The 14,946-nt window shown below is 75.6% G+C and carries 10 protein-coding genes; 7 read left to right on the top strand and 3 right to left on the bottom strand.

The window, feature by feature from the left end:
• Positions 1-73 precede the first annotated feature (73 nt).
• On the top strand, positions 74-400 hold the full coding sequence (locus ACFYR0_RS25360) for a hypothetical protein (protein WP_389332625.1): 327 nt from the start codon (positions 74-76) through the stop codon (positions 398-400).
• 74 nt (positions 401-474) lie between these two features.
• Positions 475-1,542, top strand: a complete 1,068-nt coding sequence (locus ACFYR0_RS25355; protein ID WP_389332340.1) for a DUF6745 domain-containing protein — start codon at positions 475-477, stop codon at positions 1,540-1,542.
• A gap of 51 nt (positions 1,543-1,593) precedes the next feature.
• On the opposite strand, the gene ACFYR0_RS25350 is transcribed toward ACFYR0_RS25355, so the two are convergent.
• Positions 1,594-2,883, bottom strand: coding sequence for a phytase (locus ACFYR0_RS25350; protein WP_389332337.1), 1,290 nt, complete (start codon positions 2,881-2,883; stop codon positions 1,594-1,596).
• Positions 2,884-3,236: 353 nt separating this feature from the next.
• Entirely contained in the window at positions 3,237-3,803 is a 567-nt protein-coding gene (locus ACFYR0_RS25345; RefSeq protein WP_389332334.1) for a hypothetical protein, read from the bottom strand.
• Positions 3,804-4,096: 293 nt separating this feature from the next.
• On the opposite strand from ACFYR0_RS25345, the gene ACFYR0_RS25340 reads away from it, so the two are divergent.
• The 4 genes from ACFYR0_RS25340 (at position 4,097) to ACFYR0_RS25325 (ending at position 12,412) form a co-directional block, all read left to right on the top strand.
• On the top strand, positions 4,097-5,059 hold the full coding sequence (locus ACFYR0_RS25340) for a fructosamine kinase family protein (protein ID WP_389332331.1): 963 nt from the start codon (positions 4,097-4,099) through the stop codon (positions 5,057-5,059).
• Between the two features lie 189 nt (positions 5,060-5,248).
• Positions 5,249-7,912, top strand: a complete 2,664-nt coding sequence (locus ACFYR0_RS25335; RefSeq protein ID WP_389332327.1) for a SpoIIE family protein phosphatase — start codon at positions 5,249-5,251, stop codon at positions 7,910-7,912.
• A 171-nt stretch (positions 7,913-8,083) separates the two neighbouring features.
• Complete coding sequence (locus ACFYR0_RS25330) at positions 8,084-10,873, top strand: SpoIIE family protein phosphatase (RefSeq protein WP_389332324.1); 2,790 nt, start codon at positions 8,084-8,086, stop codon at positions 10,871-10,873.
• Positions 10,874-11,185: 312 nt separating this feature from the next.
• A complete protein-coding gene (locus ACFYR0_RS25325) occupies positions 11,186-12,412 on the top strand; it encodes a cytochrome P450 (RefSeq protein ID WP_389332321.1) in 1,227 nt (408 codons plus the stop codon).
• Positions 12,413-12,722: 310 nt separating this feature from the next.
• On the opposite strand, the gene ACFYR0_RS25320 is transcribed toward ACFYR0_RS25325, so the two are convergent.
• The gene (locus ACFYR0_RS25320) at positions 12,723-14,195 is read right to left on the bottom strand and encodes a helix-turn-helix domain-containing protein (protein WP_389332318.1); all 1,473 of its coding nucleotides are present in this window, start codon (positions 14,193-14,195) and stop codon (positions 12,723-12,725) included.
• A 129-nt stretch (positions 14,196-14,324) separates the two neighbouring features.
• Between ACFYR0_RS25320 and ACFYR0_RS25315 the strand changes: the two genes are divergently transcribed.
• Positions 14,325-14,945: an L-threonylcarbamoyladenylate synthase gene (locus tag ACFYR0_RS25315; protein WP_389332315.1), complete on the top strand. Its 621-nt coding sequence runs from the start codon at positions 14,325-14,327 to the stop codon at positions 14,943-14,945.
• The last annotated feature ends 1 nt before the right edge of the window (position 14,946 follow it).

Here is a 14,946-nt window from a genome sequence, read left to right as displayed (position 1 = left end):
GCCGTTGTCAGTGGTGGCTCGTACTGTCGCAGTCATGGCCGGTGCGCCGTGCGCCGGGCCGGAGGGGAGAGCCGTGTACCGGCAGGGAGATGTGCTGATCGTGCCCGTCGCCGAGGACGTGGTGCCCTCGCGGGCGGCGCGGGCGCCGAGGGAGCCGCGCGACGGCCGGGGCCGGCTGGTGCTGGCCCTGGGGGAGGTGACCGGGCATGCCCACGCCGTCGTGGGGCCGGGCGAACTGGTGCGGGAGGCGGGCCCGTTCGGGCCGATGCTGCTGCATCTGCCGGAGGGCGGCCGGGTGGTGCACGAGGAGCACGCGGCGATCGCGCTGCCGAAGGGCTGGTTCCGGGTGATCCGGCAGCGCGAGTACGTGCCGGGGTCCGTGCGGATCGTGGCCGACTGAGCCGACGGGAGCGGGTGCCGGAGGCCGGGGAGATGACGGGGAAGGGCGCGACGGGTGCGACGGAGGTGCGGGGCATGACGGGTTCCGGGACGGTGGACGAGGTCGTGGATCGGGTGGGTACGACGGGGGCGTCCGCACCGGACGCGGTGGCGCTGTGGCGGGAGTGCGCCGCCGCGGCCGTGCCCGCCGACCGGGCCGAGGCCGAGGCGGGCGTCCGGCTGGCGTACCGGCGGGCGGGGCTCGCGGAGCCGGAGCGGGTGGTGTGGGCCGGGTCGCCGCGCGAGGGCGTGGAACTGGTGCGCTCGCTCCAGGACGCGGGGGCGAGCGTGCGCGAGGCCGTGCGCACGGCCCCGTGGGCGGAGGAACGCGCCCGGATGCTGGCCGAGCTGGGCGCGACGGGATGGTCGAGGCACTGGTCCGCGACCGGGGAGCGGCTGTGGGCGACCACGCAGACGCTGGTCGACCGCGTCCGCCGGGGTGTGCTGGAGGAACTGGCCGGTACGGACCGGGCGCTGGAGACCCAGGTCCGGCTGATCCTGCTGGACGCCGTGCTGGGGCAGCACGACGCGCCCTGGCTCGCCGCGTTCCCCACCGGCCGGGCCCCGCTCGACGGACTGGCCGGGGTGAGCCGGAGCGCGGGCTGGTGGTGGCCCCTCGAGAAGGCGGCGGTCGTCTGCGAACGGCCCGTCGCCCTGCACCGCGACGAGGCGGGCCGCCTCGACCGCGGGGACGGCCCGGCGCTCGCCTTCCCCGACGGGTTCGAGCTGTACGCCTGGCGCGGGATGCCCGTCCCCGCGGAGTTCCTGCGCGAGCTGGGCGGCCTGACACCGGAGCGCATCCGCGGCGAGGAGAACGCCGAGCTGCGCCGGGTGATGCTGGAGCACTACGGCTACGACCGCTACCTCGACGACTCCGGCGCCCGTCCCGTCCACCGCGACGAGACGGGCACCCTGTGGCGGATCCACCTGGACGGCGACGAGCCCGTGGTCATGGTCGAGGTCCTCAACTCGACGCCGGAGCCGGACGGCACGACCCGCACCTACTGGCTGCGGGTGCCGCCGGGCACCATGACGGCCAGAGAGGGGGTCGCCTGGACCTTCGGGCTGAGCGCCGAGGTGTACACACCGCTGCGCGAGACATGAGGTCCCCGGTCCCGCCCCCGGCCGCGCGCCCCGGCCCCGGCTCGGGCCGCGTCAGTCGTCGATGACGTCCAGGACGTCGCCGAGGTCGACGAACTTGAAGCCGGTGCTCTCGCGGTCGCCGTCGGCCGGGGTCTCCTGGCCGTCCTGGACGACGAGGAGACCGTTCGGGTAGCGGGAGCCCAGCGGGGCGCTGAGCACGGCGGCGCCGTCGCAGGCCTCCGAGCCGTCGAGGGTCTCCGAGACGCCGGTGACGCGGAAGCCGGCCTCGTACTCGTTGTCCTCGGCGGGCTCGCGGTCGTAGGCGGCGAAGGTGTCGTCGCCCTGGCTGGAGGCGAGCAGATAGCCGTCGCCGTCGCGTTCGGCGAGGATCGTCAGGCCCTCGACGTCGGCCGACAGGTGCTCGCCGCCGTAGCCGGGGTCGGCGCCGGGCGCGCACTCCTCCGTCTCCTCGTCGTAGGTGCCGGGGACGCCGTACCCGCGGACCTTGTCCATGAGCCGGGGCCTGCCGGTCAGGTCGGCGCGCAGCCGCCAGATGCCGACGTCCTCCTGTCCGGCGTACAGGGTGCCGTCGGCGGGGTCGACGACCATGCCCTCGACCTGGGGGCGCTCGTCGGGCTCGCCGCAGGGGGACCAGGAGGTGCCGTCCGGGAGCCGGAAGGAGGAGGGCAGGTCCAGGGTGCGCACGGTGCGGTAGCCGACGGTGCCGCGCGGGCCGGCGGTGAGTTCCAGGAGCGCGAGCCGCGTCTCGTTGCGGCGGCTGACGAGCGCGTAGGCCTTGCCGGTCGCCCGGTCGGTCCAGGTGGCCAGGCCGTAGACGGTGCGCTGGTCGTTGATCTCGGCCTGGTCGGCGGAGAAGACCGGGCGGGCGGCCGGGTCGGTGACATCGGTCAGCGGGCCGCCGGGGCGGTCGCGGTCGATGCGGTAGATCCGCAGCCGGTCGCTGCCGCGGTCGCTGACCACGGCCAGGTCGGCGCGGCCGCCGGACAGCCGCATGCCCTGCACCAGGTCGACGTTGTTGAAGCGGCCGGGGGCGTCGTCCGCGCCCGGGGCGGCCGGGGCCGGTATCGACTGGACCTCGCGCGCGTCGAGGTCGTAGACGCGCAGACCGCCCTCCTTGGCGGTGGCGACGACCAGGCTGCGGTCCGGCGAGGCGGCGTTGCGCCAGATGGCCGGGTCGTCCGCGTTGGCGTTGCCGCCCGCCTCGTCGTCGTACAGGGCGGCGGTCTCGGCGCGCGGGTGCACCTGCGGCAGCGAGGCCGCCTCCGCCGGAACGGTGGCCGCGGCGGCCATCACCAGACCCAGCACACAGGTCGCCGCCCGAAGCGACTGACGCGTCGTCACATTCTGTCCTCTCCATGGGGGTTGCCGGACGGCCTCGACCCTGTCCCCGGGTGACTGACGGGCGAGGACCGTTCGCCCAAGGACTGGTGAACGGCAGGGCAACGCTGCGGGGTGTTCGGCGGGCCGGACACCCCTGCCGGCCGGCCCGCGTCTTCGCCCAGGGCCTTCTGACGGATCTCCGTGGGAGAAGGAGCGGCGTCCGGTGCGTGCGATCGGCGTGCGACGTGGAGGGTCATGTGGCGGAGCCACCTGCCCCTCCACGCCCTGCGGCTGGGGGCACCTCCCACGCCCTTGAGGCGGTGGGGAAGGGCGTGGCGGGCGTCGCGACGCCGCGGAGATCCATCAGGAGGGCCCTACCGCGTCGGGTCGGGGTCCGGGGAGCCGGTGAGGGCGTGGGCGAAGGCCCTCAGCGTGCCGAAGTCCGGGGGGCGCAGGCCGCGGCGGGCGTCTATGCGGTGCAGCAGGGCGCTGGCGGGGTGGTGGGCCGCCACGTAGACGCGGTCGGCGTCGCGGAGTTCGTCGTCGACCCAGGCGAACGGGCGCCCCGCGGCGTGCGTGAGGACATGGCGGGTCTTCCAGAACGTGCCCTCGGGGCCCTCCTCGAACATACCCGGCCAGTCGACGAACGGCAGTTCGGGCAGGCCGAGGACGGGCGCGATCAGGGCGTTGGCGTCGCCGCACCAGGTCGTGGCCCACACCAGGTCGTACAGCTCGCTCAGTTCCCGCAGCCGTAAGCCGTGCTCGGGGTTGAGCCAGACGCGCAGGGGCCGCACCAGATGCCGTTCCCGGACCGGGTGCCGGGCGAGCCAGCCCTCGGGAGCCATGCGATGGGTCGTGTAGCCCTCGGGGCGGCGTTCCGGCTTGGCGGCGTACGGGTTCAGCGGCCCGTCCACGTCGAGATAGAGCAGCGGGCGTCGCACGGAGCGAGCTCCTCTCCCGGGCGGATCACGGTGGATCGGGGGTGGTTCGGACAGGGGGTGGTACGGGTGCGGCGGACCGTGCGGCGCAGCGGTGTCGCGCTGACTGACATCCTGCCAAAGGACGTCCCTCGCGGGGGCGTTCACCCGTGACGACCCTCGCCCGGCACACCCGGATCGCCGACCGCCACCCCCTCGCCCCGGGCCCTCCCCCTCTCAGCTCGCCCCCAGGCCCTCCCCCTCACCTCGCTCCTCACCCCAGGCCCTCGCCCCAGCGGCCCCGTACCCTGGTCGGCATGAGCCGCCGCCCCGACGCGCGCAGTGACCTCGAGGCGCCCGCGGCAGTCGTCGCGCGGCTGACCGGGCGGGGGGCGACCGGGACACGGAGGGTGTCCGGCGGGCCGGCCGAGGTCGTGCTCGCCGACGGTACGGCGGTGATGGTCAAGCGGGGCGACGGTCCGAACGCGGCGCGGGCGGAGGCGGCCGGACTGCGCTGGCTGGCCGGGGCGGGAACCGTGCGCGTCCCGGCGGTGCTCGGCGCCGACGACACCTGGCTGGTCACCGAACGGGTGCGGACCGGCCCGCCCACCCGGGAGGCGGCCGCGCGCCTCGGCCGGGATCTGGCCGCGCTGCACGCCTCGGGCGCCCCGGCGTTCGGCGCGCCCCCTCCCGGAGGCCCCGCGGACGCCTGCATCGGCACGGCCCCGATGCGGAACAGCCCCGCGGGCGACTGGCCCCGCTGGTACGCCGAGCAGCGCGTGCTGCCCTATCTGCGCCGGGCTGTCGACGACGGCACAATCCGCGCGGCCGAGGCGGTCACGATCGAGACGGTGTGCGAGCGCCTGCCCGCCCTCGCGGGACCGCCCGAGCCGCCCGCCCGGCTGCACGGCGACCTCTGGAACGGCAACGTGCTGTGGGCCGCGAACACGGCACGCCCAGCGCACACGGCGCACACGGCACCGGACGACACCGAGGCCTGGCTCATCGACCCGGCCGCCCACGGCGGTCACCGCGAGACGGACCTGGCGATGCTGCGGCTGTTCGGCTGCCCGTACCTGGACGACGTACTGGAGGCCTACGACCGGGCCGCGCCGCTCGCCCCGGGCTGGGCGGACCGCGTCGGGCTGCACCAGCTGTTCCCGCTGCTGGTGCACACCATGCTGTTCGGCCGGGGCTACGCCGAGCAGGCCCTCGCCGTGGCCCGGTCGGCGCTGGACCGCGAGTCGTCGACGGGGCGGACCCGGACGCGGGACCCGTAGGCACCGGGAGCGGCCGCCGGGGGCGCCGGACCCGTAGACACCGGGCGCGGCACCCGGGCGCGGTCCCCGCGGACCGGACCGGACAGCCGGTCGCGGAACTCCCCGGCTCCCGCCCAGGTGCCCCCCACGCCGTACCGGGGCATTCTGGCTGTGTCCCTGCGCGGCGGGACATCGATGAGGTAAGGGCCGATGACTGGGAGCGCCGAGAGCGGGATGCCGGGTCGGCGGGACGCGCTGCTGGCCGAGGTCGCGACCGAGGCGATCAGCGCGGTCCGCGGAACCGTCGCGGCCGTGTATCTGCCCTCCGAGGCGCCGGGGGTGCTGCGGCTCGCCGTGCTGGCGGGGCTGCCGGGCCCGCTGTTCCGGCCGTGGTGGCGGGTGCATGTGGACCGGCGGTTCCCCGTCTCGGAGGCGTTCCGTTCCGGCGTCCAGGTGCTGCTGCCGAACGCGACGGAAACCATGCGGCGCTTCCCCCAGTTCGCCGCCGCGCTGCCCATTCCGCTCGGTTCGATCACCCTGCCCGTCACGGCGGGCGCGGAGCCCCTCGGCGCGCTGACGGTGCTGCGGCCACCCGTCGCCGACGTGACCGAACTGCTGGCCGAGCGCGACCGGCTGTCCGGGCTGGCGGACGGCCTCGGCCGGCAGCTGGACGCGCTGTCCCGGTCCGGCGCCGCGAACGCCTGGGAGGACGACCCGCTCTGTCTGCGGCCCCCGCCCGCCGCGCTGGGCTCCGCCCGGGTGGGCCGCTTCACCTGGGACCCGGCCGCCGACCTGCTCACCGCCGACGACGGCGCGCGCACCCTGCTGGAGCTGGACCCGCGAGAACTTCCCGGACCGGCCGAGGCGCTGGCGCGGGCCGTGGACCGCGGGGACGCGCTGCGGCTGCTGGCCCTGCTGCGGGAGACGGCCCGCGGCCTCACGCCCGCCCGTCCGCTGCCGGTGCGGATCACGCACGGCGCGCTGCGCATGGTCGATCTGCGCCCCGCCTCCGGTGCGCGGCTGGTGGCCGGTGTGGTGCTGGAGGCGGACCCGGTGGCCGACACCGCGGCCGAGCTCCTGCCCCAGGGCGTGTTCTGCCTGGACCGCCTCGGACTGGTCGTCTACGCCAACCCGCGCGCCGCTCACCTGCTGGGCCAGGCCCGCGAGCGGCTCGTGGGGCGGGCGCTGTGGGCGGCCGTGCCGTGGCTGCAGCAGCCGGTGTGCGAGGACCATCTGCGGGCGGCGCTGCTCGCCCTGGAGGCGGTCCACTTCCATGTGCGGCGGCCGCCCGAGCCCGGTCGGCAGTCGTACGAGGGCGACTGGCTGGCCTTCTCGGTACGGCCCGGCCCGGACGTCCTGACCTGCACGGTCGTACCGGCGAACCGGCTGCTGGACTCCCCCGTCCCGTTGGCGGAGCCGCCCGCGCCGACGCACGCCCCCGGTCCCCCGCCCCCGCCGACACCGGCCTCGGGGCCGCCCGTGAACCCGTCCGCGGCACCGACCCACGCTCCCGGGCCGACGCCGCACGAGCCGGCCACCTCGACCGCGCTGCCGGCGAACGCCGCGCTGCCGCCGCTGCCCACCCGCAGGCGGGCGGCGGACGCTCCGCCGCCCGCCGCGGAGCCCGCCGCCTCGGCCGCCCCGCACTACCGCCCCATCACGCTCGCCATCGCCCTGACCGAGGCGGTCACCGCGCGCCAGGTCTCGGCCGTCGTGATGCAGGAGCTGCTGCCCGCCTTCGGCGGCCGGCGGCTCGCCATCTACCTGGTCCAGGACCGGCATCTGTACCTGGCCTGGGAGACCGGTTTCCCGGAGGGCTTCCTGTCCCCCTACGACGGGGTGAGCCTGGACACCAGGCTGCCCGGCGTGGAGACGCTGACCACGGGCCAGCCGTTGTTCTTCGACTCGATGGAGCAGCTCTCCGCCGCCTATCCGGGGATAGCGCTGGACGCCTCGGAGGGCGCCCGCGCGTTTCTGCCGCTGATCGCCTCGGGCCGCCCGGTGGGCTCCTGCATCCTCGGCTTCGACCGGCCCCGCAGCTTCGCCCCGGAGGAGCGCACGGTGCTCACCGCGCTCGCCGGGCTGATCGCGCACGCCATGGAGAAGGCCCAGCGCTACGACAGCGAGGCGGCGCTGGCCCGAGGTCTCCAGCGCGCCCTGCTGCCCCGGCGGCTCTCGGTGCACCCCCGGCTGGAGACGGCGGGGCGCTATCTGCCGGGCACCGAGGGGATGGACGTGGGCGGGGACTGGTACGACGTCGTCGAGGCGGGCGACGGGATGGCGCTGGTCATCGGCGACGTGCAGGGCCACGGTGTGCAGGCCGCGGCCACCATGGGCCAGCTGCGCAGCGCGGTCCGGGCGTTCGCGCTGGACGACCGGCCGCCGGAGCAGGTGCTCAGCGGCACCAACCGGCTGCTCATCGAGCTGGACCCCGGCCAGTTCGCGAGCTGCTGCTACGTATGGCTCGACCCGGCGACCGGCCTCGCCCGGATCGCCCGGGCCGGGCACCCGCCGCCGCTGCTGCGCCACCCGGACGGCCGTACGCAGATCCTCGACACACCGGTCGGCGTGGTGCTGGGCGTCGTCGCGCACGCCACGTACCCGGTGACGGAGGTGAAGCTGGATCCCCACGCGATCCTCGCGCTCTACACCGACGGTCTGGTCGAGCGGCCCGGCCATGACATCGACGACGGCATCGGTGCCCTGCGGGTCGCCCTGGCCCGGGTGGGCGCGCCCGCCGCACGGCCCGACGGGCGGTCCCTGATGTCGGTCGCCGACCGGCTCACCGCCACCATGCGGCACGCCGCCGACCGCCCCGACGACATCGCCCTGCTGCTCGCCGCGCGCCGGGGCGGGGACGGCGGACCGGCGTGAGCGCCCGGCGGCGGACCCGGACCGCGCGCGCCAGGGCCCTTGTGACGGATCTCCGCGGCGTCGCGGAGATCCGTCACAAGGGCCCTGGGCGGCAGGCGCGGACACCGCCGGGCGCCACCGTCCCCGGTGCCGCCCCTCGCCTCACGGGCCGCGGGAGAGTAGACAGGGCTCATGGTCCGGCTTGTGGGGCGGTCCGGGACACGGCCGGCCCGCCGTCTCGGGGGCGGGCGCCCGCCCGCCCCGGCCCGTCCGATGCGTGAGCGGGGCGCCCGGCACGCGGCGGGACGCCCGCCGCCGCGCCGGACCGGAGCCGGGCTCCCCCGTCCGGGGCGCCTCGCGCGGCTGCGCGCCGCGCTCGGCGTGCGCAGCCTGGCCGGACAGGTGTTCGTCCTCCAGTTCGTCATCGTGCTGCTGCTGGTGGTGGCCGCGGTGTCGGCCCTGGTGCTCCAGAGCCGGGTGGACACCACGACGGAGGCCCGCAAACGCTCCGTCGCCGTGGCCCAGACGTTCGCCAACGCGCCGGGCACCGCGGCTGCGCTGGCCACCCGGGATCCCACCGCCCTGCTCCAGCCGCGCGCAGAGACCGCGCGCGAGCTCTCGGGAGTGGACTTCATCGTCGTCACGGACACCGAGGGCATCCGCTACACCCATCCCAATCCGGACCGGATCGGCAAGCAGTTCGTCGGGAACATCGAACCCGCGCTGGCCGGCGAGGTCGTGGTCGAGGAGATCGACGGCACGATCGGCCGGCTGGTGCAGGCCGTCGTCCCGGTCAAGGCACTCGACGGCACGGTGGTGGGCCTGGTGTCCGCGGGCATCACCACCGAGCGCGTGGGCGGCACAGCCGACGAGCAGCTGCCCCTGCTGCTGGGCGCCGCGGCGGCCGCGCTGGCGCTGGCGCTGGCGGGCACCGCCCTGGTGAGCCGGCGGCTGATGCGCCAGACGCACGGGCTCGGCCCGGACGAGATGACCCGGATGTACGAGCACCACGACGCGGTCCTGCACTCGGTGCGCGAGGGCGTGATCATCGTCGGCGCCGACGGCGGACTGCTGCTCGCCAACGACGAGGCGCACCGGCTGCTCGACCTGCCCGCCGACGCCGAGGGACGCCAGGTGCGCGACCTCGGCCTCGACCCGGACACCGCCGACCTGCTGGCCTCGGGCCGGATGGCCACGGACGAGGTGCACCTGGTCGGCGACCGGCTGCTGGCGGTGAACCAGCGGCCCACCGACCTCGCGGGCGGCCCGGCGGGCAGCGTGGCCACCCTGCGCGACTCCACCGAGCTGCGGGCCCTGTCCGGGCGGGCCGAACTGGCGCGGGAGCGGCTGGACCTGCTGTACGACGCGGGGGTGCGCATCGGCGGCAGCCTGGACGTGACGCGCACGGCGGAGGAGCTGGCCGAGCTGACCGTGCCGCGGCTGGCCGACTTCGTCACGGTGGACCTGTTCGGCGCGGTGCTCGACGGTGAGCCGCCGGAGGCGGGTACGGAGCTGTGCCGCACGGCCTCCAGCGGCATCCGCCCGGACGCGCCGCTGTACCCGGTCGGCGAGCGCATCCGGTTCGTGCCGACCTCGCCGCAGGCCCGCGCGCTGGACTCGGGCGAGTCCGTCCTGGAACGGGATCTGAGCGCGGCGCACGGCTGGCACGCGCAGGACCTGGAGCGGGCCGGGCAGGTGGTGGAGTACGGCATCCACTCGCTGATCACGGTGCCGCTGCGGGCGGGCGCGCTGGTCCTCGGCCTGGTCACGCTGTGGCGTTCCCGGCAGCCCGAGCCGTTCGACGACGAGGACCAGGCGCTGGCGGAGGAGCTGGTGACGCGGGCGGCGGTGTCCATCGACAACGCGCGCCGGTTCACCCGCGAGCACACGATGGCGGTGACGCTCCAGCGCAGTCTGCTGCCGCGTACCCTGCCGGAGCAGTCCGCGCTGGAGATCGCCTACCGGTATCTGCCCGCGCAGGCGGGCGTCGGCGGCGACTGGTTCGACGTGCTGCCGCTGTCCGGGGCAAGGGTGGCGCTGGTGGTGGGCGACGTGGTGGGTCACGGGCTGCACGCGGCGGCGACGATGGGCCGGCTGCGCACCGCGGTGCACAACTTCTCGGCCCTGGATCTGGCGCCGGACGAGCTGCTCGGGCTGCTGGACGAGCTGGTGGCCCGGCTCCAGGACGAGGCGGCGGAGGACGGCGGCGCCCTGGTGACGGGCGCGACCTGTCTGTACGCGATCTACGACCCGGTGAGCCGGCGGTGCGCGATAGCGCGCGCGGGCCATCCGCCGCCCGCGGTGGTCAGGCCGGACGGCGGGGTCGAGTTCCTGGACGTGGCGGTCGGCCCTCCGCTGGGGCTGGGCGGGCTGCCGTTCGAGACGTCGGAGGTGGAGCTCGCCGAGGGCAGCCGGCTGGTGCTCTACACGGACGGGCTGGTCGAGGACCGGGGCCGGGACATCGACGTCGGCCTGGAGCTGCTGCGCGAGGCGCTGGAACGGGCGGGTCCGTCGCCGGAGGAGACCTGCCGGGCGGTGCTGGACGCCCGGCTGCCGGCCCGGCGGGGCGACGACATCGCGCTGATCGTGGCGCGGACGCGGGCGCTGCCGTCGGACCGGATCGCCGAGTGGGACGTCCCCGCCGAACCGGCGGCGGTCGCCCGGGTGCGGGCGGCGGTCACCCGGCGGCTGGCCGAGTGGGGCCTCGAGGAAATGACATTCGGCACGGAACTGATCCTCAGCGAACTGGTGACCAACGCGATCCGCTACGGCGCCGCGCCGCTGCGGGTGCGCATGCTGTACGACCGCACGCTGGTCTGCGAGGTGTTCGACAGCAGCAACACCGCCCCGCATCTGCGGTACGCGGCGATGACCGACGAGGGCGGGCGCGGGCTGTTCCTGGTCGCGCAGCTCGCCGAGCGCTGGGGCACCCGCTATGTCGCCGACGGCAAGGTCATCTGGGCGGAACAGCCGCTGCCGTAGGCCGGGGGGCGGGACGGCTGGGGGCGGCACCCGGGTTCGTCCCGGGACGCCGGGACGCGTGGGCGACACCCGGGTTCGTCCCGGGTCGCGCCGGAACGGCCGGTTGTTCTCTCTTTCGGGGGGTCGGCCGGATCACCCTGACCTTGCCCGTCCGTACCCGAGTTCGGCCGGTTCGCCGGCTCCGGCGCGGCCGGACACCGGGTTTTGCGACAACTCCCCTGCGGCGATGGCCTGTTATGCGTACTGGTCAGTAGCCGGGGGCTGTGGCTACCGTGGCGTGGGCCTTCTGCCGCCCTCACGTCTGGAGACCGCGTGACCGTGTCCGACCGCATCCAGCTCGACCCGCTGGGCGCCGACATCCCCGGCGAGAGTGCCCGGTTGCGCGCCCTCGGCCCGATCGTGCCCGTCGAACTGCCGGGCGGCATCCCGGCGTGGGCGCCCACCCGCCATGCCACCCTGCGGCAGCTGATCCTCGATCCGCGGGTCAGCAAGGACGCCCGCAGGCACTGGAGGCTGTTCCCCGAGGCGGCCCGGCGCCCCTCCTGGGGCTGGGTGCTGAGCTGGGTGGGCGTGGTCAACATGCTCTCCACCTACGGCACCGACCACGCGCGGCTGCGCCGGCTCGTCGCGCCGAGTTTCACCCACCGGCGCACCGAGGCCCTGCGGCCACGGGTCACGGCGGTCACCGCGGAGCTGCTCGACGACCTGGCCAAGGCCGGGGCCGGCGGCGCGGTGGTGGATGTGAAGGCGGGGCTCGCGCACGCGCTGCCCATGCGCATCATCTGCGAACTGGTCGGCGTCCCGGAGGGGTTGAGGGAGGGCGCGGGCCGGCTGATCGCCGCCATCATGGACACCTCCGACCAGAGCCCGGAGCAGGCCGCGCGTGTGCAGGAGCAGATCGGCACGGTGCTGGGCGCGCTGATCGCCCACCGCCGTGAGCACCCGGGCGACGACATCACCACCGAGCTGATCCGGGTCCGCGACGAGGACGGCGACCGGCTGAGCGACGAGGAGCTGCTGCACACGCTGCTGCTCGTCATCGGCGCGGGCTTCGAGACGACGGTCAACCTGATCGGCAACGCGGTGGTGGCCCTGCTGCGCCACCCCGAGCAGCTCGCGGCCGTGCGCTCGGGCGAGATCGGCTGGGAGGCGGTCGTCGAGGAGACCCTGCGCGTGCACCCGTCGATCGCCTCGCTGCCGCTGCGGTTCGCCGTCGAGGACGTCACCGTCGACGGGGTAACCGTCCCGGCCGGGGACGCGATCATCACGACGTACGCCGCCGCGGGACACGACCCGGAGCACTACGGTCCCGACGCCGGGGAGTTCGACGCCCGACGCGCCGTGGACGAACATCTGGCCTTCGGGATCGGGGTCCACCGCTGCGTGGGCGCGCCGCTGGCCCGGCTGGAGGCGCTCGCCGCGCTGCCCGCGCTGTTCGACCGCTTCCCGGCACTGCGGCCGGCCGACGGAGAACTCCGTCAGGTGCCGTCCTTCATCGCGTACGGCTGGCAGGAGGTGCTGGTACGGCTGGACGGCTGAGACGGCGGTCCGGCGCCGGGCGGGTCCGCCCGGCGCCGGTCACGTGGGTTGCCGCGAGGGGCCGACCGGTCCCCCGTGCCGGTCGCGCCCCTGCGGCTCTGTGAACCTACGTGGACGACCGCCCGGTTGTGAACCGTGCCGGTGCCCGATCGGACGGCGGAAGGACTCACCTGTGCACAGGTGAGTCCGAATGGCCCCGGTTCGCGGCGGATGCGTCCCCGCGGATCACACCCGGGACGCCGGGCCGTGCGTCCTGCCGGGGCCCGGGTCGACGGGCCGGGCGTTCTCCACGGGGCCCGGGCCGGGCGTCCTACGCGGCCGGCAGCGCGGGCGGCGCGAGGTCACCGACCGCGAGATGCGCGAGGACGACCTCGTACAGGTCGCCGCCCGCGGCGAGCAGCTGCCGTTCCATCACGGGTTCGGCGGCGCGCACGTGGTCACGGACCGTCTGCGCGTGCACTCCGAGGTGCTGTGCGGCCCGTTCGGCGTTACCGCCCGCGGCGAGCCAGGCACGGACCGTGCGCCGCAGGTCACGGCCGTCGCCCTCCAGCCGCCCGAGCAGCTCCTGCGCCCAGGCGCGCAGCGCGGGCCCGGCCAGCAGCCCGGCGAAGGGGTCGGGGAGCGCGGCGGCGTCCGCGCGCGGCTCCTCGGCCAGCCCGGCCTGGACGGTGAGCCCCAGGTGGACCGCGGCGCGTACGGCGAGGTCGGAGAAGTCGGTGCCCAGCAGGCCCTCGACGCGTTCCATCCGGGCGCGCACGGTGTTGCGGCTCACGCCGAGCAGTTTCGCCGTGCTGACCGCGGTGAACTCCAGGCCCAGGCGGGTGGTGGCGAGCAGGTCGGCGCGGGTGTGGTGGGCGAGGCCGTCGAGCGGGCTGAGCAGCCGGGTGGTCCAGGTGTGCAGCGCGCCGGGGTCCATGAGCCGCTCGGGGCGGGTGCGTTCGGCGTACACCGCGGCCCGGCCGGGGCGGAAGCGGGCGACCGCGAGCGCGCTGACGGCCTGCCCGTAGGCGAGGGCGGTCCGGGCGAGGCCGTGCCGGGCGCTGCCGCCGAGGAAGGTGTCGCGGCGGCGGCCCGCCAGGTCGCGCAGCCGGGCCTCGTCCGCCTCGCCGGGCACGACGACGATCACATGGGAGTCGACGGCCGGGCAGCGTACGACCAGCGCCCGCTCACCGGTGACGTCCAGGCAGTCCCCGACCAGCCGGTCGCGGTCCCCGGGCGTGGTCTCGGCGACGTAGACACAGGCCGTGTCGGTGTCCAGCAGGCCCGGCCACAGGCCCGCGGCGACCCGGCGGGCGGCGACGATGTCCTCGACCATGAGCAACTGGAGGATGGCGAGCCGGAGATCGGCGGCGGCCCGGTCGAACCGCCGGGCCGCCTGGAGTCTCTCGCCCGCGCCCAGCAGCAGCTCGACGACCGAGGCGGTGTGGGTGACGACGTCGGCGGCCCGGCGGTCGAAGGGCGCGGTGCGGGCCACGGCCAGGACGGCGTCGGGCTCGGGCCCGGTGCGGACCACCCGGACCAGTCGCTGGTGGCGCCCGCCCTCCTCCAGCGCGGCGGAGGCGATGCGCCCCGCGGCGACCTCGGCGGTCAGGGTCTCGTCCACGGGGACCGGCCGCCCGGCGAGCAGCGTGCCGTCCTGTCCGCGCAGGCAGACGGTGCCGTCCACCGTCCTCGCCAGCCAGTCGACGACACGGCCCAGATCGCGGCCCGTCGGCCGCAGATGCTCCAGCAGTTCGTCCGCCCAGACGGAATACCCGTCGTCCCGCCCCTCGAGGCCGGCCATGCCGCCTCCTTCTCGTCCGTCGTACGGCCCCCGTCAGCTGGGACGTTACCTCAGGGACCCGCGGCCACGCGCCGGCCGGACCCGGCGGGGCTGCGCGGACGGCCCCGGCGCGAGGCATAAGCTCGCCCAATGGCGAAGTACTACGACGTGCACCCCGACAACCCCCAGCCGCGGACCATCGCCCAGGTCGCCGACAGTGTCCGTGCGGGCGCGCTGATCGCGTACCCGACGGACTCCTGCTACGCGCTGGGCTGCCGCATCGGCAGCCGTGACGGCATCGACCGGATCCGGTCCATCCGCAAGCTGGACGACCGGCACCACTTCACCCTCGTGTGCCAGGACTTCGCCCAGCTCGGCCAGTTCGTGCGGGTGGACAACGACGTCTTCCGGGCGGTCAAGGCCTCGACGCCGGGCAGTTACACCTTCATCCTCCCGGCGACGAGGGAGGTGCCGCGGATGCTCCAGCACCCGAAGAAGAAGACCGTCGGCGTGCGCATCCCCGACCATGTCGTCACCCAGGCGCTGCTCGCCGAGCTGGGCGGACCGCTGCTGTCGAGCACGCTGCTGCTGCCCGACGAGGACGAACCCCTCACCCAGGGCTGGGAGATCAAGGACCGGCTCGATCACGTGGTGGACGGCGTGGTCGACTCCGGCGAATGCGGCACCGAGCCGACCACCGTGATCGACTTCTCCGGCGGAGAGGCCGAGATCGTACGGTACGGAGCGGGCGACACGACCCGGTTCGAGTAGG

Origin of the sequence: Streptomyces sp. NPDC005017 (genome assembly GCF_042873115.1) — a bacterium.
Classification (GTDB): Bacteria; Actinomycetota; Actinomycetes; order Streptomycetales; family Streptomycetaceae; genus Streptomyces.
This window is presented reverse-complemented; position numbering and strand designations above follow the sequence as displayed.

Bases quoted from the DNA above. Each gene is read 5' to 3' on its own strand.
- ACFYR0_RS25355 (WP_389332340.1), top strand. From the start codon at position 475: ATGACGGGTTCCGGGACGGTGGACGAGGTCGTGGATCGGGTGGGTACG.
- ACFYR0_RS25340 (WP_389332331.1), top strand. From the start codon at position 4,097: ATGAGCCGCCGCCCCGACGCGCGCAGTGACCTCGAGGCGCCCGCGGCA.
- ACFYR0_RS25335 (WP_389332327.1), top strand. From the start codon at position 5,249: ATGACTGGGAGCGCCGAGAGCGGGATGCCGGGTCGGCGGGACGCGCTG.
- ACFYR0_RS25330 (WP_389332324.1), top strand. From the start codon at position 8,084: ATGGTCCGGCTTGTGGGGCGGTCCGGGACACGGCCGGCCCGCCGTCTC.
- ACFYR0_RS25320 (WP_389332318.1), bottom strand. From the start codon at position 14,195: ATGGCCGGCCTCGAGGGGCGGGACGACGGGTATTCCGTCTGGGCGGAC.
- ACFYR0_RS25315 (WP_389332315.1), top strand. From the start codon at position 14,325: ATGGCGAAGTACTACGACGTGCACCCCGACAACCCCCAGCCGCGGACC.